Here is a 19,390-nt window from a genome sequence, read left to right on the forward strand (position 1 = left end):
TGTAGGATAGATTGTGCTGAAACAGTACCAATTATAACAGAAGAAACGGTCTACCCGCCTACATAAACTTTGAAATTCGGTGCCTGTGCAGCACACATTTATGACAATTCATTCTTATTTATATAGATGCATATAGAAGCTGAACAAAAGTCGATTTCATCGGAATGTTCACTAATTTTATACAATTGTAGTGTATAATCTGAATTGTGTGCTGCACAGCCGCCGAAACAATAGAAACAATTCTGAATTACGAACCGTGCAGCACCGATGCAATATTAAAAAGGGGGATGGGACATGAGTGTGTTGGAAGTTAAGGATGTGACGAAGACGTTTGGAAAGTTCACCGCATTAGATGGTGTTAATTTTAATATTGGTAGTGGCGAGGTTTTCGGATTTATTGGGCCTAACGGATCGGGAAAGTCTACGACGATACGAATAATACTCGGTATTTTAAAGGCAACTGGAGGAGACGTTTCGGTATTTGGCAAAGATGCTTGGCATGACGCGGTGGAAATTCATAAGAGATTAGCTTACGTACCGGGGGACGTCAATTTATGGCCAAACTTAACGGGCGGTGAAGTCATTGACTTGTTTAGTAAGTTACGAGGCTCAACGACTACGAGTAGAAGAGAAGAGTTGATACGAAAATTCGATCTCGATCCTACGAAGAAATGCAGAACGTATTCTAAGGGGAATCGACAAAAAGTTGCACTCATCGCGGCATTTTCATCAGACGCTGATTTATATATTTTAGATGAACCGACTTCTGGACTCGATCCATTAATGGAAAGAGTTTTTCAAGAATGTGTAATGGACGTAAAAAGCAAAGGAAAAAGTGTCCTTCTATCGAGTCACATCCTTTCTGAAGTAGAGAAATTATGTGATCGAGTCGGCATCATTCGCCAAGGAAAAATAATTGAAACTGGATCGTTAACTGAACTCCGCCACTTAACTCGAACGCATATGCTTGTGGAGACGAAGCAACCTATTTCATCACTACACGAATTGCAAGGAGTTCATGAAATTGAGGAAACGGAACAAGGTTTGACGTTTCAAGTTGATACGGAAGAGTTGGATGCTACAATTCGACATATTAGTCAATTTGGCATTGAGAAATTAGAAAGTGCACCCCCGACCCTGGAAGATTTATTTCTACGTCATTATGAGCGAAAGGAAAAATCGGAAAGGAAGCTCGGAGGTGTTCGTTAATGAAACAAAATTTATTTGCGAATACAAGGCAGCTTTCCCGGTTTATCCTTCGCCTTGATCGAATACGCATCCCTTTATGGATCATTGGCCTAGCAATCTTTACATTCATCGTACCTCCCGCTTTTAATAATTTATATAAAACAGAGCAGGATATAGCAGTAATAGCAGAAACGATGGCTAATCCAGCAATGATTGCAATGGTAGGGACAGCTGATTTGGACAATTATACGATCGGCGTCATGACGGCTCATCAAATGTTAGTCATTACAGCGGTCATCGTTGGGATAATGGCCATTTTACTTGTTACACGTCATACAAGAGCAGATGAAGAAGATGGTCGCATTGAGATGATCCGCTCGTTGCCGTCAGGACGTCTCTCCTACTTAAATGCTACTTTACTAGTGACTAGCGGAGCGTTCGTTGTGTTAGCAGTTTGTATTGGATTTGGATTGTATGCACTCGGAATCGAAAGCATGGATTTGAAAGGGTCCTTACTGTATGGGGCTGCCTTAGGCGGGACAGGATTCGTTTTCTCAGGAGTGACAGCGATTTTCGCCCAGCTTTCCGAAAGTTCACGAGGGACGATCGGATGGTCGATTGCTGTACTCATTTTCATGTACCTTTTTCGGGCAATTACGGATGTGAGTAACGAAGCATTGTCATGGTTATCACCGTTAGGATGGGTAACGAAAACAGAAGTTTATTCAGCCAATCATTGGGGACCGATCGTCATCATGCTCTTTGTTTCATTCGTCTTATTTGTCGTTGCAAATTTCCTAAATAGCATTCGTGATTTGGAGCAAGGATTTATCGCATCTAAACCTGGGAAAAGGTATGCGTCCCGTTTTTTGCAAAGTCCAATTGGCCTTGCATTTCGACTTCAGCGAACAGGGTTTGTTGCATGGGCAATCGGCTTGTACGTGCTAGGGGCATCGTATGGTTCAATTTTTGGTGATTTGGAATCGTTTTTTGTAGGAAATGAAACGTTTCAGCAATTATTGCAACAAGCTGAAGGAGCTTCCATCGTGGAGCAATTTATTCCAACATTAATGATCGTCATTTCTCTCATTGCAACCATTCCACCCGTTCTAGCAATGAATAAACTTTGCGGCGAGGAGAAAAAGAACCGCCTCGACCATTTTATAGGAAGAGCTGTATCAAGAACGCAACTCATTGGTTCATACGCAGTTTTAGCGGTGTTGAATGGTTTTGTCATGATTTCAGTAAGCGCGCTCGGTCTATGGTCCGCTGCGACAGCTGTTATGGAGGATGGCCTTGACTTCGGGTTCGTTTACAAGGCTGCTCTCGTATATTATCCGGCCATGCTTGTAATGATAGGTGTCGCTGCGTTCCTCATCGGATTTCTTCCGAGGATGACCCATTTCATATGGGTGTACGTCATTTATTCATTCTTCGTTCTATACATCGGGAACTTAATTGATTTCCCAGATTGGGTCGGGCAACTCTCTCCATTCGGTCATGTACCGCAAGTGCCAATTGAGGACGCCACATTTATGCCGTTATTTTTATTAAGTAGTATTGCAGTAGGATTACTAATCGTCGGCTTCATCGGTTTTCGAAACCGTGATATTGAGAATTGATGTGGTGCACTAAATTCGGTGCCAAATTCAGTGCCTGTGCACCACACATTTATGACAATTCAAACACTTGTATATAAATGCACAAAGAAGCCAACCGGATGTTGATATGGTTGGCTTCTTTCTTTACTTCATGCAATTGTAGTGTATTGTCTGAATTGTTCTGGCAGCTGTGCACCAACCAATTATGACTATTCACAAAGATGAGTAATTATCCAATCTCTACATTACTAAAACCTGTACCTACCGCTTTCGCTCTCTTCATTTATGCAATTGTAGTGCATTGTCTGAATAGTGTGCTGTACAGTCACCGCAAAGGGCTAGTAGCAATCATTCCAATAACCCATAGGATAGATTATTACTATAGTCTTTATGAAAAGGGGCACATGATGAATAATTCTCTTGTTTCAACTACTATGGGACATCCAAGGATTGTTGCGTTTGCTACTGGAGATGTAACGGGTGATAGAGTGGTTGATCAGATCTATCTGACTGGCACAAAAACGCCGGATAGTCCATTCATCCAAAATATAACTCTTCACGTTAGGGACGGTCGAACTGGAATCATGACAACTATTCCGCTTCACAACAATGTTGGCTATAATCCGAGACTGTTCTTGGGGGATTTTACGGGGAATGGCATTGACGAGATATTAATCGGTATTGATACAGGCGGTAGTGGTGGGATTATTAATTATTACATTGTATCCTTTGCCGGAAATATAGCAAAACTACTTTTTGATTCTGACGTTTATAATAATCAGTTCCAGTACGATGTCACTTATCAAGATCATTATAAAGTTGAAGTTGTCAGCAGACCAAATAACGAGAGATATATTATTGATATATCTACGAGAGATGCAAGTTATTTAAATGAAATATATGACAGGAATGGCAAGCTGAAAAGCCCGATAACCGGTTTTGTGGATCCTTTAAGTGGCCTATATCCAGTAGATTTTGATTCCAATGGAGTCTACGAGCTGTTAGCTTATCAAAAGATATCCGGCAGATATCATGCGGATGGCTTAGGTTATATAATGAATACATTAGAATGGAAAAATAATGGTTTTGCGTTGCAACAACAGTATTTAGCTATATTTGGCTCATAGAAGTAGCAGTGAAATCACCTTTGACGGACGATGTAATAAATAGGAAAGAGCCCAGACCTTGTTGGCTTGGGCTCTTTCCTATTTATGAATTTGTCAGAAGTAGAACGATAATGAATTTTTCTTTATTGCTGTTTGTATCGATTTTCAAGTTCAAAAATGCGTTGTTCCAGCTCTAGGCTTCGATGCTCAATGAAGTTTATTTTCTTGTTAACGTGATCTCGATTGGTGTCTAGCTTGTCTCCATTTTGGATAACGAGTTTTTCAATATTTTCTAAGCGTTCATCCATAGTGCCAATACGAGTGTCCATTATGCCTATGCGTTCATCTATAGCGCCGATTCGAGTGTCCATTATGCCTATGCGTTCATCCATAGCGCCGATTCGAGTGTCCATGTTGCCTATACGCTCATCCATCGAACCTAGACGATGATTCATTTCACTTCGGAACTCTTTTTGCTCTTTTTGCATAGCTTGTAACATTTCTACAATCTTTTCCATCGATACAATCCCCCCTGTCATTTTCTATTCCCTCTTGGGTGCCCGTTGTTGTTTGTTACTATCATATTAACATAATTACAATACATTATGGGAACGACAATTTAGACGCCCCGCCGCTTCTTTATTACAAAAAAGAACCGTCCCTGATAGGTATCTTCCACCTTTCAGGACGGTTCCTTCCTTATTTATTCATCCAACGTCAACAACGCGACGAGTTCCACGTGGACGGTGTGTGGGAAGAGGTCGACCGGTTGCACTTCTTGGAGTGTGTAGCCGAATTGCAGCAATTCTGCTGTATCCGTTGCGAATGTGTCCGGGTTGCACGATACGTAGACAATCCGTTTTGGTTGGGCGCGGCCAATACGGCGCATTACTTTGCCGCCAGCACCGCAACGTGGCGGGTCGATTAATAACATGTCCGCCAAGCCCCAGCTTTCATGCACTTCATCGATTCCTCGGCGCGCATCGCGAGCGAGGAATGTCGTATTATGCAAATCATTGTCAATCGCATTTCGTTTTGCGGATTCAATCGATGTCTCGACAATCTCGATACCTGCCAATTCCTTCACGCGCGCAGCAAACGGCAATGAAAACGTTCCGACACCACAAAATAGGTCGATCATTTTTTCGTCTTCCTGCGGATTGCCCATCTCGAGCGCAAGATCCACAAGCTTCTGCGCTTGGACAGGGTTCGTCTGGAAAAACGTATCAAACCATAGTCGGTAGCGATACCCCGCCATTTCATCATAAATAAAATCGCGGCCCGCCAACACGAATGTTTCTTCTGCTTGCGTGCGGTCTGCTATATCCGTATTCACGAGCCACATTAAGCTTTTCACACTCGGATAGTTCTTCGTGATCCGCTCAATCAAATCTTCCGCTGCAGCCGCTAATTCACCGGCAGGCGCTTCCGTCGCAAACAACGCAAGCATCACTTCGCCGGTTGCAAATGACTCACGAACCATCAAATGTCGGAGAAGCCCTTCCTTCGAATCTTTATTGTAGCCTGTAAGACCGAACGCCTTGGCCCATTCACGCACTTCCATCGTCGCGTCGACCATATTCCGGCCTGCGATCAAGCAAGTTTCAAGCGGAATGATGTTACGGAAATTCCCTTGCTCATGCAGTCCAAGTTCTCCTTCAGGCGAAAACGTGAATTCCATTTTATTACGGTAATGCCAAGGGTCGTCCGTGCCAATCGTGTCCTGGACGAGATTCGGATTCATCCCGACACTTTCCAATGCCTTCTTCACATAATCCGTCTTATGCTTCAATTGGCCTTCGTAACTCCAATGTTGCCACACACAGCCGCCACAAAGTTCGAAATGCGGGCAAGGTGCTTCCATACGGTCCGGGTTCGCGGCCAAAATTTCTTCTGGCTGTACCTTCCTCCATCGCATCGTCGGATCATCGACAGTAACTTGTACGGTCTCTCCTGGCAACGTTTGCGGAATGACGAGTTTCAACTTTTTTAGGTTGCCAAGTTCATTCTCACGCCAAACGACTGCTTGCCCATTTCCTTTTCCGTCCAAATGATCAATTTCCACAACCATTTTCTCTCCTGTAGTAACAGTCAATTAATGATTCCCCTTTCAAATTTCATTCATCTATTACACGGCTGCCATTAAAGGGCTAACCGGTTTCTTCAACTGTACTATTATAATGGAATTTGAGTGGAAAGAAAATGAATGTTCATTTTCACGAAAAACCGCAATTTAGGACAAGTTTAATGAAAGCCCTTTTCCTATAATTATGTGGAGGGGGAAAATTATGAGTACATTCAATAGAAAAGATCCATATGCAGTTTACTTGTTCACATGCTTTTTATCGCAACTGTTTTTCACGTATATCTTCACGGTAAATTTGTTATACCACGTGCAAGTCGTGAAGCTCGATCCACTCCAGCTCGTTTTAGTCGGGACTGTTTTGGAGCTAACCGTCTTCCTATTTGAAATTCCGACTGGTATTCTAGCGGACGTGAAAAGTCGAAAGCTATCGCTCATCATTGGCTATATCTTAATCGGATTCGGATTTATGATGGAAGGGATATTCCCTCTATTTGCAGCTGTCATCTTCTCACAAATTGCATGGGGCATCGGGTATACGTTTACGAGCGGTGCTCAGCAGGCGTGGATTGCAGATGAAATCGGTGAAGAGCGGGCGTCCCTCGCATTTATTAGAGGAGCAAAGGTTGGGAAGTTAGGACAATTCATCGCAATTCCTCTCAGCATCCTGACAGGTTATTTTATGATTAACTTACCAATCGTCATCGGCGGCATTTGCATGCTTGGGCTCGCCGTTTACTTACTAATTTTCATGGAAGAGAAAAATTTCAAACCGTTACGGGCAGGTGAAAGAGATTCTACGTGGAAAAGCATGAAAGGGAATATGCAAAAAATCGTTGTTTATTCCAAAGCGAGTTTCGTCATGAGAATGCTGCTCCTCATCGCGTTGTTTATCGGATTGTACAGCGAAGGCTTCGACCGTTTATGGATGACACATTTCATTGACGTATCCGCTTTAGCTGCAATGACAAATGAAAAGCTAGTCCTGTTCATGGGTGGAATACAATTCATTGTCGTCATCCTGTCCTTCACAGTGCTTCACTTTATGAACCGAAGTTCGCTCCATTCGAATTTGCGACAAATTTACGTTGCCCTATTTATAGGCAGTTCGCTTATTGTCGCTTCACTCATCGGCTTCGCATTCTCTGCATTCGTCGTCAGTTTGCTAGTGTTTTACGTCGTAATCGAAGTGACGAGGCAAGTGATGTATCCATTAGAGGATATTTGGCTGAATAAAATCATCCCTGACTCCTCGACACGGGCAACTTTCTTTTCGGTGAAAGGCCAAGTCGATGCGATCGGCCAAATTGGCGGTGGGCCGATTATTGGAGTACTCGCATCACGATTCGCAGTGAAAACTGCCATCATTGCAAGTGCTTGCTTCATTATGCCAGTTTTGTTTTTATTTACAGTCGTCTTGAAACGAGACAAAGTGTGATCCATTCACACTTTGTCTTTTTCTTTAATTGGCACGTAAATTTCCATTGTGATTTTTTCATAAAGCCAGTGATGACAACGTTCATCGTAATACTCAAAATCATACCCCTGCTCATCGACTTCGTAAGAAGAATGTGGCAGCCAATCCTCCACTATAAATTTCCACGTTCCTTTGATTGCCGCGACAAATTGCTCCACATCTACAGAGGGAATGTTGAACACTGCATACGTCGCCGGTTTTATATACAGCTTCGTCAGCCCTTCCGGAAGTTGGGCATCTACATCATCACAATCAACTGCAAATAAATACGTGAATGTGCGATTCATTTCCCTGTCATTCAGATTTACGCAATACTCACCATGCTTTTTCGGGGATAGCTTTTCATACAACATCTTTTCGATTGCCTCTTCGGGCGCAATGCGCTGATCCCAGAAAGCAGGGGCATCCCTTGTGTAAAACACATTGTCCATCGCGCTTTTATAGGTTTTTCCGGCAATCGTAAAGCCTTCCTTCCGCACAATTTTCGGTTGCATAACGATGCCGCCAACTTCTTTTTGGTGAAGGTTCATCAAATCCAATTTAGGTGGCAATGAACTCGGACAATGCAGTCGATATAAGCTCGGAGGACTTCCAAAAACTCGTTTAAACGCTTTCGTAAAGCCGGAATGGGTTTCAAATCCATATTCAAGCGCAATTTCAATCACTTTTTTCCCGTTTACCAACTCGAATAACGCGTACTGCAGCTTCCTTTTCACGACATAATCCATAACGGTATAGCCGATATGCTGATGAAAGATCCTGTAAAAATGGAAAGGCGAATACCCGGTCATTTTCGCCAATTCCTCAGGTTTGATTTCTTCATTTATACGGTCTTCGATCGTGTCGATGACCTTTTGCAATAACTGTATTTGTTGAATTGAAAACGCCTGCCTTTATTATTAACGGGTTCGGTTGATGGTGATAAACCGCATTGATTGTTAAAATATGAGTTTATCAATAAAACACTATTTTTGATAACAAGTTTCATACTCATCTTTCATGAACCAACTCCGACACGCTAATCCTCTATCATGATAAATTTCTTGTTCCACATTTAATTTAATACTGTTACTCTTATAAGGTCCTGCGTTTGTTATGAACAACGTTTTTTCATCTACCCAATCCAAAAGAAAATTGTCGTTTGCATCACTGTAATAGATAATTTTCTTCTTATCATTTTCATGATGCTTTGTTACTTCTACCCACACATTGACCCCACCTGCAGCACCACCATATGGTTCGTAATAAGCATTCGCCGTATATTTCTCAGTGGGAGATAAAACAGGTCCAGGTCCATTTTGAATGTATTTTTTATCAATTTCATCAAAGGTAAAAAAATACACCTCGTATATATAGATTGAGGATACCAATACAATTCCAGTTAACATTGCAAGCAATAACTTTTTAGGAAAAGGTTTCTTTCTAATAAATGAAATCATCATCCTTACAAATAAAATCAAAAATAGTATTACTGTAATAAAAGAAATTAAAATACCAAGCAAAATTAATATGGTAATCCCCCCGATAATAGTGCGCTGTCAGCTTTCAACAGAGAGTTTCCTGACTTCATTCCCCCGTCTTAATTAAACTGTTCCGCACTAAAAATCTATCATTAAACGTTAGAGGCACTCCTACCCCATCAAGCTCAGCGTGAATATGCAAATGGGGCTCGCTTGTATTTCCGGAGTTGCCGACCTTTCCAAGGAGCTGCCCCGTCTTCACTTCATCCCCTTCCGCGACAACAACACTGCCTTCCTGCATATGTGCTAAAAATAGCGTAGCATCGTGCTGCTCGCATACGAGAGCGACGTAGTTCCCTTCCGGACGTTCTGAATCCGATTCAGGCGGTGTCAAGTCTGGTAGGTCGTTCCTCGTTTCGACAACTTCTCCGTTGCACGGACTGTATAGTTCATCCTCAAAAATTGCGTATTTCGACAAATCTTTCGAGTATATTCCGTTCGCGCGCGTTCCGAGTTTTGTTAACTTCACGATGTCTAACGCGTATTTCTGGCTTTCATTAGCGTGGTGATAATTCATTTGCACGTTATTTCCGCCATGACCTACATAATACGTGCCCTGTTTATGCGGAAATGCCAGCTCAATCGATTCTTCTTTGACCGAGTAACTTGTGAATACGAAGACGTTAAATAAGGTGAATAAAAGCAGAACTATTACCTGAACACCCATCGTCATTTCCTGTTTCTCCGTATACGTTGTTCGGAACGGTAAGGCGCGTGTTTTTCTCCAAGACATGACAAGCGCGACAATGAATAGGCCTACCCAAACATAACGGAAAAAATAGCCAATCAAATCCCAATGACCGGACTTGAACAACCAAACAAGAAAGATCATCTTCGTTAACGCATCCAATAGCCATTCCTGTCTGCTTTTAAAAGCAGCTTTCCACAACGTTGCAATGAAAGCAGCCGGCAATGCAATGAGCATGGCGAGTGAAAAAATGATTCCAAACATTTATATCTCCCCCCTTTCAATGCATATGTACGAGTACGGCTGTCAATTTATTCGTCATCATCCCATGGGTCGATGTCCGCATAGATTTGGTACCCTTTTTCCCAATGCGTCTTCAACCAGCGGATAGCCATAACCATTTCCTCGCCATGGGCAACGGCTTGTTCCTCAAGATTCCGTGCTTCTTGCAGTTTCGCTACGCACCACGCAGGATCCGGAAATGCCTCAAACCATTCCTTGTCTTCCTCATCGAGCGGGTCCGTGTAGTTCATGGCGTCATCGACAGGCAACATTTTCGGCCAATCAAGCCCGAGCCCCACGTCTTCCATCAGTTGCCGCATTTCAAGTGCGAATGTGAAATGGAACGTATAATAGATGACGTCTTCTTCCTCGTTCAGGAGTTGAATCCTATATTCCTTCAAGTTTTCCTGCTTCATAAGCTTTTGAAAGAGCGACGCTTTCCGTGTGACGTCTATGAATGTCATGTTTCTAATGGCCGTCAATCTAACGTTGTCAGCGTATTGCTCCCCTGTTCGATTCGGATATCTTTCCGCCTTCATTGCCAACATCTGCTCCAGTTCCTGCCGTTCCGCAGCTGTCAGTTTAGACCTCAATTCCTTTTTCCGAAGCTCCGGCACCCTCGTCGCCATCCGTCGCCATTCCTCTCTACTCACACTCACCATAATCTCCTCCATTCACATTGTCAGCAAACTCCCAGCTTCCTCATTACCCACCATATTCGACAAAAACCAAAAATATCCTTTTAATCAAGGTGCCAATTAAGGTGCCTGTGCACCACACATTTATGACAATTCAATAAAACTAATATATATACAAAAAGAAGCCAACCTAAGTTTAATTTGATTGACTTCTTCATTTTCCCCATGCAATTGTAGTGTATAATCTGAATCGTGTGTTGCACAGGCGCCGAAACAATTCTGAAAACTACTAGGTAGGTTTCGCTTTTCTCTCTACTATCCTTACAAAGTTTTGCCTGTAGAAGAACAACAAATAGCCAAGGGCAATGACAAGTAGGATGGCTAGAAGAAGCAATGAATGATCAAGGAACAGATGGAGTAAGAAGATATTGACGACGATCGGAGCTAATATTGCAATAGCCAATGGAATGAATTGATTCGTTAGGAGCAGGATTCCACATATGATTTCCAATGATTTTTCTGCAATTAATAGGTAGTTGAATTCGAATAATGCCATTGCATCGGGACTTGTTGCGATGAATGGTTCCAAGCCAAAGATGACAAAATAACCGTTAACTCCCGCGACCAAGAAAACGAATCCTAAAAACAGTCTGCTTACATGCAATAAAACTTTTGCCAACTTGCTCACCTCCCTTTCCCCTGATTTAATTAGATCATCTTGCCGTACCCTTTATCCTACGAAAAGCGAGCCCTTAAAATGTAGGCAAAATCCGATAACTACACTTCCGGGCTCCGCAAGTTGTTGACGTGGTTCGAATTCTTCTCCCATTGACACATGAGCACGAGTTGACGATTTTTGAGTTCGGCATCTGGTTCTGCAATCATTTCAATTCTACTAAATTTCTTTTCGAAAATAGCTGCATCCCTCATCTTCTGAAAACCGCCAAACCCCAAGTCGTCATTCAGCAACCAGACAACCCTTTGAATCTTTGCAAATAGAATCCCTCCCGTACACATCGGACAAGGCTCCAATGAACTGTAGAGGGTGAACGTCTTATTATGTATTTTTGCGTCAAAGATAGCCTCTCCCGCATTGCGGATGGCGTCAATTTCCGCGTGAGCCGACGCGTCTTTATTCGTGTGCACCCGATTCCTCCCCTTTGCAATTACATTGAATTGGTCATCCACGAGAATTGCTCCAACCGGGTACGTATTCTCCTCAAGAGCCAGCTCCGCCTCCTCCAGCGCCATAGATAAGAAAGTTTTATCTTTATCCGTAAGCATCATCAATCACTCCTTTTGAAGGATAACTTCTGCATAAGAGCTAGCAATTCCTTCCTAATTCAACATCTAAATGAATCTTCCCGATATGTCATCACGTATATAAGTAGAGGTGAGAAGATGAGAAGGAAATTTGGCAATGCATTGAGACTCGTAAGCCTGATTATTGCACTTGGGAGTTTGTTCACTATACAAGAGGACTTCAAAGCATCGGTGATTGGCATTTTTGTATTTAGCATGCCGCTCTATGCGATTGGTCAGATTATGAGGACCGGTATCACAAAGGCTAGGGAAAACGCTTTTCGATGGATGTGGGCGTATGTCTATGGCGTTATCATTGTTCCTGCCCTCTTTCTTTCCTATGAGGGGTATGAGAACTTGAAGGAACAGACATTTTCGAACAGCAATTTCTTGCTATTCGAATCCATTGCCACTGATTACATTGGCGGCTTCTCTATTGGGTTCATCATGCTTCTCTTACTGCTGTTCGCATTCCCTTTTTATGAAACTTCCTTGAAAAATAAAAGGGCCATCGGCATTGCAGCGGTCCTCGTTACGGTGGTGTATGCAGGTTATCAGTATATGATGTGGGCGGACTATCGTGGTGTCCATGGAGTCGACGGGCTTATAACCCATCATTGGAACGGTGTGCAACAGATCGTTCCTTATGAAGAAATCGTCGAGATTGTCGTACAGCCTTACGTGAAATACGCCTCAGTAAGCGACCCAACTGATAAAACATATTTTGCATGGAGATTGATTTTTATTACCGAAGACGAGGAGCAAACAACATATCGTCTCGGGCTTGATGACGACAGTTTGTCAAAGGGAAACCGAATGAAACAGCTGGCGCATTCCAAAGGCATCCCCTTCTACGTCATACCGCTATCCGAAAAACAGCGGGATGAATTCGACTTTCAGTTACAGCTGAAGGAGCTAGATAACGAACCTTATTATTCGTTCTTTGAGGTGAAGTGACTTAATCCGGTCAATCCGGTGCCTGTGTAACACACATTTATGACAATTCACTAAGGTTTATATAAATACACAAAGAAGCCAACCGCATGTTGATATGGTTGGCTTCTTTATTTGTTTTATGCAATTGTAGCGCATAATCTGAATAGTGTGCTGCACAGGCACCTAAACACAAGTGGTTTTCGTAAATGAAGTATTTCCTACTGCAATCGGATCCCCTATAGTCATTTAATTAATATCCCCTACATAAGTCAATTCTTTTTCATCATTACTATATAAAATTAAATGTGCTCTCAAGGCCTGCGGGAATAAATTATAATCCATCAACTGATGCACCGGAATCCATTCTGCTCCGATTTGCCCCTTATCCGGATTAGAGCCATTCGTAATTTCATTTTCCATAACAGTACAGGAAAATAAGAATTCCGTTTGATGCACATCGGAATGAAACGCGGAAAACTCATGATTTCTACCAATATATTCACGAACAAAGAGCAAGTCGCCAATTTCAACTGTGACCCCTAACTCCTCCATACACTCCCTTTGAAGTGCTTCATGAAGCGTTTCGCCATGCTCTTGCCCACCGCCGGGAAGAACGTAAAAGGCTCCGCTATTCCCCTGGATTTTCAACGCCAATAAATTACCTTCCTTTACGACAACTGCTTTCGCGGAATTTCTTATCCTCATCCTAAATCCCCATTTCATCACCTTATTTATTCAAAACCGAAAATACCCGCGCATCATGCGATTGTCCATTTTGGTACATATAGCTACGCAAGATTCCCTCTTGTTCAAACCCATGCTTTTCTAATAAATTAATGGAAGCCACATTATCCAAGAATGTGACGGCTCCCATTCGGTGCAGGCCCATTTCTGCAAATGAATAATGCAAGACCGCCTTCAATGCCTCGGATGTGATGCCAGTTCGCCAAAAATTAGGATGGATCTCAAATCCGACTTCCGCCCGCTTCATCCCTTTGGAAAGATTATTCAAACCTATCGTCCCCGCGAAACGGTTATCTTCCTTTCGTATCATGGCCCACCGGATACCGCGACCCGCTATAAAAGCATTCCTGAAATGCTCTACCATCTTTTCCGCCTCCGCCAGTTCAGCCATCGGATCCATTCCGTAATACTGTGTCACAGTTGGATTTGAAAAGTTATCGAATACTCCCCGGGCATGCTCCATTTTAACCTCTACTAGATACAGCCGGTCTGTCTCTAATTCAGGAAACGTCATGTCAGCAACTCCTTTTATACGGTTATGACAATAATTTACTAGATTGCTTCTGTATATAGTATCACATTCTTCTCAATTGTCACTATAATGTTTACAGTGCCTGTGCAGCACACATTTATGACAATTCACCATTCGTAATAAAAATACAAAAAGAAGCCAGCGAAAGGTTAATAACGTTGACTTCTCTAAATAGTTTATGCAATTGTAGTGTATTATCTGAATTGTGTGCCGCACAAGCACCCACACAATTTGCCAGAACCCGCACGGAAAACAGTCCTGACCAATAAAATAGAAAAAGGCTTGCTTACAAAGGAGAGAGTCCATGCTTTTCACAACATCACTTCCATCGCATCCGAAGGACATTCATCGTATTCTCAACAGATGGTCACAGACAAAAAGGCTACTATTCATGGCATTAATGGCAGCACTTGCCGCCATTTTGCAATCGGCAGGAGGATTACTACCAGCGATCGGCTTTGCCATTAGCCCCCTCGCCACCGCTCCGATAATGCTAGTCGCCTTAATCTCATTACACTCGGGCGCTTTTACCTATATCTTAACAATTCTTTTGTTATTCTTGATTGAGCCAACTGAATTATTTATCTTCCCTTTTACTACCGGACTGCTCGGGCTAGGTTTGGGATGGACCTTTTACAAACTCACCAAGCGCCCGCATGTTGCCTTCATGAACGGCCTGCTTTTGTGCATCGGCATTTGCATCCCCTTGTATGTACTCGGCTTTCCCGTATTCGGCCCAACCATCTCTGCTCATTTCAACAGGCTCACCCTACTCCTCATCTTCACCTTCTCCCTACTCTACAGCTGGATTTGGACGGAACTCAGCCTATTCATCCTCCGTAAAATCAAAGTTATTCTCGCATAGCTCATTGAGGTGCCTGTGCACCACACATTTATGACAATTCACTAAAACTTATATACATGCATAAAAAAGCCAACCAAGTATTGATTTGGTTGGCTTCTTCCTTTTTCTTATGCAATTGTAGTGTATAATCTGAATTGTGCGGTGCACAGCCGCGCACACAATTCAGAAACAATTCAATTAATTACGCACAAGATAGTCAAACGCACCTAGGGAAGCTGTTGCGCCTGAGCCCATGGAGATGATAATTTGCTTGAACGGACTATCCGTGCAGTCGCCTGCAGCAAATACGCCAGGGACGTTCGTTGCGCCGCGCTTGTCGACGAGGATTTCGCCGAATTTATTGCGCTCGACTGTGTCGCCAAGCCAATCTGTATTCGGTACAAGCCCGATTTGGATGAATACGCCGGATAGCTCAATATGCTTTTCTTCACCTGTATCGCGTTCCATATACGTGATGCCGTTTACGCTGTCCGTACCCGTAATCTCTTTCGTTTGAGCATTTGTGATGACCGTAACATTCGGCAAGCTATGCAGACGTTCTTGTAAAACCGCATCAGCTCTCAATTCTGTTCCGAATTCAACGACGGTTACATGGTTGACGATTCCTGCAAGGTCGATCGCCGCCTCGACACCGGAGTTTCCACCGCCGATGACTGCAACGTCTTTTCCTTCAAATAAAGGACCGTCACAGTGCGGGCAGTACGCAACGCCTTTATTCCTGAATTCCGCCTCACCAGGTACGCCGATATTGCGCCAGCGCGCACCTGTTGAAATGATAACGGATTTACTCTTCAGAACCGCACCGTTTTCCAATTCAATTTCGATAAGGTCTTTCTTCTCGAGACGTTTTGCACGTACCAAATTCATCACATCGATATTATACTCTTTCACATGCTCTTCTAAGCTAGCAGCTAGTTTTGGACCTTCCGTGCGATTCACACTAATGAAGTTCTCAATCGCCGCTGTATCCAAAATTTGACCGCCAAAACGCTCAGCAACAATTCCTGTACGAATCCCTTTACGTGCCGCGTAAATCGCCGCACTCGCACCCGCTGGACCGCCGCCGACAACGAGAACGTCAAACGGATCTTTATCTTCGAATTCCGATGCGTCTGGTCCGCCGCCGAGTTCAGCAAGAATTTCTTCAATCGTCTTACGGCCATTCGTGAACGGTTCACCATTCAAATACACCGTTGGGACAGCAAGAATGTTTTTACTTTCAACTTCTTCTTTATATACCGCGCCGTCAATCATCGTATGCGTAATGTTAGGGTTCAACACACTCATAACGTTAAGTGCCTGAACAACTTCCGGGCAGTTTTGACAGCTCAAGCTAATATACGATTCGAAGTGAAGCTTATCGTCGATTTTCTTCACTTGCTCAATCACTTTTTCATCGACTTTAGGAGCTCTACCACTCACTTGCAATAAAGCAAGTACTAATGAAGTGAACTCGTGTCCAAGCGGAATTCCAGCGAACACAATACCCGTATCCTCACCGATACGGTTAACACTGAAGCTCGGCGTTCTTTCCAACTCCGCATGCTCCACTTTAATACGCGATGACATTGTCGCCAATTCATCTACAAGTGACAGCATGTCACCCGAAACTTTATCAGATCCTGCACTTACTTTTAAAAGGACATCGCCTTCCATCAATTCAAGATATTGAGCTAGTTGTTGTTTAATATCTGCATCTAAAATCATGTAATCTACTCCTTAGCTTGTACTATACTTATCCACAATTCGGCATGAATGCCTTAGATTTTGAAGCGAATTAAAGAACGCGATCTAAGTGCGCGACGTCCTGTCGCAACGATCGCATGACCAGTATCGTACTGGCCTCATTTCAACATCTAAGACATCCGCCGAAAACTTTCAAAAACAAAGGGGCCCCTATCCCCAGAGAGGAAAGGGGCCGCCTTCGATATTCCACATTCGTGAAATTAAATTTTGCCTACTAGGTCAAGGCTCGGTTTAAGGGTTTCTTCGCCCTCTTTCCATTTTGCCGGGCACACTTCGCCTGGATTGTTGCGCACGTATTGAGCCGCTTTAATTTTATCAACGAGGATGCTCGCGTCGCGCCCGATTCCACCCGCATTGATTTCAACAGCTTGTACAACACCATCTGGATCGATAATGAATGTACCGCGATCTGCTAGACCTGATTCTTCATCTAATACATCAAAGTTACGAGAAATCGTTTGTGAAGGGTCACCGATCATAATATATTCGAGCTTGCTAATTGTCTCAGAGTGATCATGCCAAGCTTTATGTGTAAAGTGCGTGTCCGTAGAAACGGAATAAACTTCAGCACCAAGTTCTTTCAACGTTGCATATTGGTCTTGAAGATCTCCAAGCTCAGTCGGGCAAACGAACGTGAAGTCTGCTGGGTAGAAGCAAACTACGCTCCATTTACCTTTTAGGCTCTCATCAGTAACATCGATGAACTCGCCTGTACCTGCATTGTAAGCTGACGCTTTAAATGGTAGAATTTCTTTTCCGATTAAAGACATAAACAAATTCCTCCTAGTATGTTTTTCATAGTTAGTTTAGGTCAATTCTTCAAAACCTAAACCGCAGTACTAAATTCAATGTGATTTCGACTGCTTAACTATAATAATTCTAATTACATACTCATTATCATATAGATGTCGCATTTTGTCAACAAATACACTTTCGTTGGAATAAACCCTTATATCCCCTATGTTATAGCGCCATCCCATCATTGCTGCCACCCTATTTTATACATCCTATTAATTTCTTCACACAATCTTCTAATTCTCAATTACTTATCCACATTATCGGTTATTGAATATTGTTAAGATGGAGAATATAACCAATATATCAAATTAAGATCAATCCTTCCTTTTCGGTTTTTAACGGTGCCTGTGCACGACACATTTATGACAATTCAACAAAATTTATAAAAATGCAAAAAGAAGCCGACCGGATGTTGATTTGGTAGGCTTCTCTATTTATTTTATTCAATTGTAGCGTATTGTCTGAATAGTGTCCTGCACAGCCGCGCACACAATTCGAGAACAATTTACTCTTTTCCGACTATATGACCTAGCGATTTTACGTCATTGCCTGTTGGGTTTTGGAAGGTGCGGAGACCGAACTCCCCTGCAATTGCAAATAGGTGATCGAAAATGTCGGCTTGCACTGTCTCGTATACGGCCCATTTTGTATTGTTCACAAAAGCGTAAATTTCGATTGGCAGTCCATGTTCACCTGGCGCTAATTGCCGTACCATTAACAACATTTCTTGATGAATGCCTGGATGGCGTTGAAGGTATTCAAGGACATATGCCCGGAAGACGCCAATATTCGTCATCGCCCTTCCGTTTACAAGATTGCTGCGGTCGATCTTATTAATAACGTTATACTCTTCGATCTCACGTTTACGATTAACGATATAATCTGATAGAAAGTGAATCTGCTTATAATGCTCAATCATTTCCTCTGTACAAAACTGGATACTCGTCGTATCGATATACAAAGCACGTTTTATACGCCTGCCGCCAGACTCCTGCATCTCTCGCCAGTTAATGAAGGAATCCGATATGAGCGCGTAGCTCGGGATCATCGTTACGGTCTTGTCAAAGTTCCGCACCTTTACTGTATTCAAGGAAATATCGATGACATCCCCATTTGCACCGTATTTCGGTACTTCAATCCAGTCACCCATTCGAACCATTTCGGTCGCAGACAACTGAACTCCCGCCACAAGCCCTAATAACGAATCCCTAAAAACTAACATAATGACTGCTGAAAGAGCCCCAATTCCACTAAGCAAAATAAACGGGCTTTTCCCCATTAAGTTAGCAATCACTAAAACAGTTCCTATAATAATGACAACTATTTTAGCAACTTGTACATATCCTTTGATCGGCTTCGTTTTTGATATTTCATATGTTTGATAAATTTCATTGCCTACACTTAATAAACGATTAATGAAACTGAACGCCACGATTATAATGTACGTCAATGCCATCGTTTCGATTATCTTTTGATACGTGTGAAAGGTGGACGCGAAGTAATAAATAATAATTGCAGGTACAAAATGAGATAATCTGCGGAGCACTTGTCGCTCTACAAGAATATTTCCCCATTTAAGGTTATGCTTTTTCACCATATGAGCGATAAATCGGATAATCACTTGCTTCGTAATAAAATTCGCGATAATACAAAGGAGCGTGATTACACCAATTAGGATGATAAATGACAGCGTGTCAACCCAGGCGTCATCCACTCCGTAACCTAAAAGCTGGTTACGAATAAAATTCATTTGTTTCCCTCCGTAATTCACTTCGTTTCAATGCCTTTTGATAACGAATAACTATATGTATCGTTCAATTATAACAGAACCATTCGGTCAACTCCTCGTTCAACACTCACATTATTTTGTACAGTACTACTTCG

Annotated in this window: 19 protein-coding genes; 6 read left to right on the top strand and 13 right to left on the bottom strand. The window is 42.6% G+C overall.

Translation table 11 applies throughout. The annotated features are described in order from the left end of the window. The first annotated feature begins 294 nt into the window (after positions 1-294). The 3 genes from QM454_RS03285 to QM454_RS03295 all read left to right on the top strand — a co-directional run bounded on the left by QM454_RS03285 (position 295) and on the right by QM454_RS03295 (position 3,916). Complete coding sequence (locus QM454_RS03285) at positions 295-1,209, top strand: ABC transporter ATP-binding protein (RefSeq protein ID WP_432361551.1); 915 nt, start codon at positions 295-297, stop codon at positions 1,207-1,209. Further along, positions 1,209-2,810 carry an ABC transporter permease gene (locus tag QM454_RS03290; protein ID WP_432361554.1) on the top strand — a complete coding sequence of 534 codons (1,602 nt, stop codon included), beginning with the start codon at positions 1,209-1,211 and terminating at the stop codon, positions 2,808-2,810. Before QM454_RS03285 ends, QM454_RS03290 begins: the two co-directional genes overlap by 1 nt. Positions 2,811-3,196: 386 nt before the next feature. Next, on the top strand, positions 3,197-3,916 hold the full coding sequence (locus tag QM454_RS03295) for a VCBS repeat-containing protein (RefSeq protein WP_432361557.1): 720 nt from the start codon (positions 3,197-3,199) through the stop codon (positions 3,914-3,916). 122 nt (positions 3,917-4,038) lie between these two features. Here the strand turns inward: QM454_RS03295 and QM454_RS03300 are convergent, their stop codons facing one another. Both QM454_RS03300 and rlmD read right to left on the bottom strand, forming a co-directional pair. Further along, complete coding sequence (locus QM454_RS03300) at positions 4,039-4,413, bottom strand: hypothetical protein (RefSeq protein WP_432361559.1); 375 nt, start codon at positions 4,411-4,413, stop codon at positions 4,039-4,041. A gap of 185 nt (positions 4,414-4,598) precedes the next feature. Beyond that, complete coding sequence (rlmD, locus tag QM454_RS03305; RefSeq protein ID WP_432363839.1) at positions 4,599-5,966, bottom strand: 23S rRNA (uracil(1939)-C(5))-methyltransferase RlmD; 1,368 nt, start codon at positions 5,964-5,966, stop codon at positions 4,599-4,601. A gap of 217 nt (positions 5,967-6,183) precedes the next feature. Between rlmD and QM454_RS03310 the strand changes: the two genes are divergently transcribed. Then, entirely contained in the window at positions 6,184-7,416 is a 1,233-nt protein-coding gene (locus QM454_RS03310; protein ID WP_432361562.1) for an MFS transporter, read from the top strand. A gap of 5 nt (positions 7,417-7,421) precedes the next feature. On the opposite strand, the gene QM454_RS03315 is transcribed toward QM454_RS03310, so the two are convergent. From QM454_RS03315 to QM454_RS03340, 6 genes are all read right to left on the bottom strand, one after another. After that, positions 7,422-8,315 (bottom strand): AraC family transcriptional regulator, encoded by an 894-nt coding sequence (locus tag QM454_RS03315; RefSeq protein WP_432361565.1) that lies wholly within the window; start codon positions 8,313-8,315, stop codon positions 7,422-7,424. 105 nt (positions 8,316-8,420) lie between these two features. Continuing rightward, positions 8,421-8,957 carry a DUF5412 family protein gene (locus tag QM454_RS03320; protein ID WP_432361568.1) on the bottom strand — a complete coding sequence of 179 codons (537 nt, stop codon included), beginning with the start codon at positions 8,955-8,957 and terminating at the stop codon, positions 8,421-8,423. A 64-nt stretch (positions 8,958-9,021) separates the two neighbouring features. Then, entirely contained in the window at positions 9,022-9,927 is a 906-nt protein-coding gene (locus QM454_RS03325) for a M23 family metallopeptidase (RefSeq protein ID WP_432361570.1), read from the bottom strand. A 47-nt stretch (positions 9,928-9,974) separates the two neighbouring features. Further along, positions 9,975-10,604, bottom strand: a complete 630-nt coding sequence (locus QM454_RS03330) for a hypothetical protein (protein ID WP_432361572.1) — start codon at positions 10,602-10,604, stop codon at positions 9,975-9,977. Positions 10,605-10,872: 268 nt separating this feature from the next. Then, the gene (locus QM454_RS03335; RefSeq protein ID WP_432361575.1) at positions 10,873-11,262 is read right to left on the bottom strand and encodes a hypothetical protein; all 390 of its coding nucleotides are present in this window, start codon (positions 11,260-11,262) and stop codon (positions 10,873-10,875) included. Between the two features lie 98 nt (positions 11,263-11,360). After that, positions 11,361-11,867, bottom strand: coding sequence for a nucleoside deaminase (locus tag QM454_RS03340; RefSeq protein ID WP_432361578.1), 507 nt, complete (start codon positions 11,865-11,867; stop codon positions 11,361-11,363). 117 nt (positions 11,868-11,984) lie between these two features. Between QM454_RS03340 and QM454_RS03345 the strand changes: the two genes are divergently transcribed. Beyond that, positions 11,985-12,842, top strand: a complete 858-nt coding sequence (locus QM454_RS03345) for a hypothetical protein (RefSeq protein WP_432361580.1) — start codon at positions 11,985-11,987, stop codon at positions 12,840-12,842. Positions 12,843-13,067: 225 nt separating this feature from the next. Here the strand turns inward: QM454_RS03345 and QM454_RS03350 are convergent, their stop codons facing one another. Continuing rightward, on the bottom strand, positions 13,068-13,544 hold the full coding sequence (locus tag QM454_RS03350) for an NUDIX domain-containing protein (RefSeq protein ID WP_432363841.1): 477 nt from the start codon (positions 13,542-13,544) through the stop codon (positions 13,068-13,070). 4 nt (positions 13,545-13,548) lie between these two features. Beyond that, positions 13,549-14,079: a GNAT family N-acetyltransferase gene (locus tag QM454_RS03355; RefSeq protein WP_432361582.1), complete on the bottom strand. Its 531-nt coding sequence runs from the start codon at positions 14,077-14,079 to the stop codon at positions 13,549-13,551. A gap of 409 nt (positions 14,080-14,488) precedes the next feature. Here QM454_RS03355 and QM454_RS03360 point away from each other — a divergent pair, with 409 nt between their 5' ends. After that, positions 14,489-14,962 carry a hypothetical protein gene (locus QM454_RS03360; RefSeq protein ID WP_432361585.1) on the top strand — a complete coding sequence of 158 codons (474 nt, stop codon included), beginning with the start codon at positions 14,489-14,491 and terminating at the stop codon, positions 14,960-14,962. A 177-nt stretch (positions 14,963-15,139) separates the two neighbouring features. Here the strand turns inward: QM454_RS03360 and ahpF are convergent, their stop codons facing one another. The 3 genes from ahpF to QM454_RS03375 form a co-directional block, all read right to left on the bottom strand. Next, positions 15,140-16,669, bottom strand: a complete 1,530-nt coding sequence (ahpF, locus tag QM454_RS03365) for an alkyl hydroperoxide reductase subunit F (RefSeq protein WP_432361588.1) — start codon at positions 16,667-16,669, stop codon at positions 15,140-15,142. 239 nt (positions 16,670-16,908) lie between these two features. Then, positions 16,909-17,478, bottom strand: a complete 570-nt coding sequence (gene ahpC, locus QM454_RS03370; RefSeq protein WP_432361591.1) for an alkyl hydroperoxide reductase subunit C — start codon at positions 17,476-17,478, stop codon at positions 16,909-16,911. A 533-nt stretch (positions 17,479-18,011) separates the two neighbouring features. Continuing rightward, positions 18,012-19,256 (bottom strand): mechanosensitive ion channel family protein, encoded by a 1,245-nt coding sequence (locus QM454_RS03375; RefSeq protein WP_432361593.1) that lies wholly within the window; start codon positions 19,254-19,256, stop codon positions 18,012-18,014. Positions 19,257-19,390 lie beyond the last annotated feature (134 nt).

This window comes from Sporosarcina sp. UB5 (assembly GCF_050859005.1).
Classification (GTDB): Bacteria; Bacillota; Bacilli; order Bacillales_A; family Planococcaceae; genus Sporosarcina.

Excerpts from the sequence above, each read along its gene's own strand:
- QM454_RS03285 (WP_432361551.1), top strand. The coding sequence starts at position 295 with ATGAGTGTGTTGGAAGTTAAGGATGTGACGAAGACGTTTGGAAAGTTC.
- QM454_RS03290 (WP_432361554.1), top strand. The coding sequence starts at position 1,209 with ATGAAACAAAATTTATTTGCGAATACAAGGCAGCTTTCCCGGTTTATC.
- QM454_RS03295 (WP_432361557.1), top strand. The coding sequence starts at position 3,197 with ATGAATAATTCTCTTGTTTCAACTACTATGGGACATCCAAGGATTGTT.
- QM454_RS03300 (WP_432361559.1), bottom strand. The coding sequence starts at position 4,413 with ATGGAAAAGATTGTAGAAATGTTACAAGCTATGCAAAAAGAGCAAAAA.
- rlmD (WP_432363839.1), bottom strand. The coding sequence starts at position 5,966 with ATGGTTGTGGAAATTGATCATTTGGACGGAAAAGGAAATGGGCAAGCA.
- QM454_RS03310 (WP_432361562.1), top strand. The coding sequence starts at position 6,184 with ATGAGTACATTCAATAGAAAAGATCCATATGCAGTTTACTTGTTCACA.
- QM454_RS03325 (WP_432361570.1), bottom strand. The coding sequence starts at position 9,927 with ATGTTTGGAATCATTTTTTCACTCGCCATGCTCATTGCATTGCCGGCT.
- QM454_RS03340 (WP_432361578.1), bottom strand. The coding sequence starts at position 11,867 with ATGCTTACGGATAAAGATAAAACTTTCTTATCTATGGCGCTGGAGGAG.
- QM454_RS03345 (WP_432361580.1), top strand. The coding sequence starts at position 11,985 with ATGAGAAGGAAATTTGGCAATGCATTGAGACTCGTAAGCCTGATTATT.
- QM454_RS03350 (WP_432363841.1), bottom strand. The coding sequence starts at position 13,544 with ATGAAATGGGGATTTAGGATGAGGATAAGAAATTCCGCGAAAGCAGTT.
- QM454_RS03355 (WP_432361582.1), bottom strand. The coding sequence starts at position 14,079 with ATGACGTTTCCTGAATTAGAGACAGACCGGCTGTATCTAGTAGAGGTT.
- QM454_RS03360 (WP_432361585.1), top strand. The coding sequence starts at position 14,489 with ATGGCATTAATGGCAGCACTTGCCGCCATTTTGCAATCGGCAGGAGGA.
- ahpF (WP_432361588.1), bottom strand. The coding sequence starts at position 16,669 with ATGATTTTAGATGCAGATATTAAACAACAACTAGCTCAATATCTTGAA.
- ahpC (WP_432361591.1), bottom strand. The coding sequence starts at position 17,478 with ATGTCTTTAATCGGAAAAGAAATTCTACCATTTAAAGCGTCAGCTTAC.
- QM454_RS03375 (WP_432361593.1), bottom strand. The coding sequence starts at position 19,256 with ATGAATTTTATTCGTAACCAGCTTTTAGGTTACGGAGTGGATGACGCC.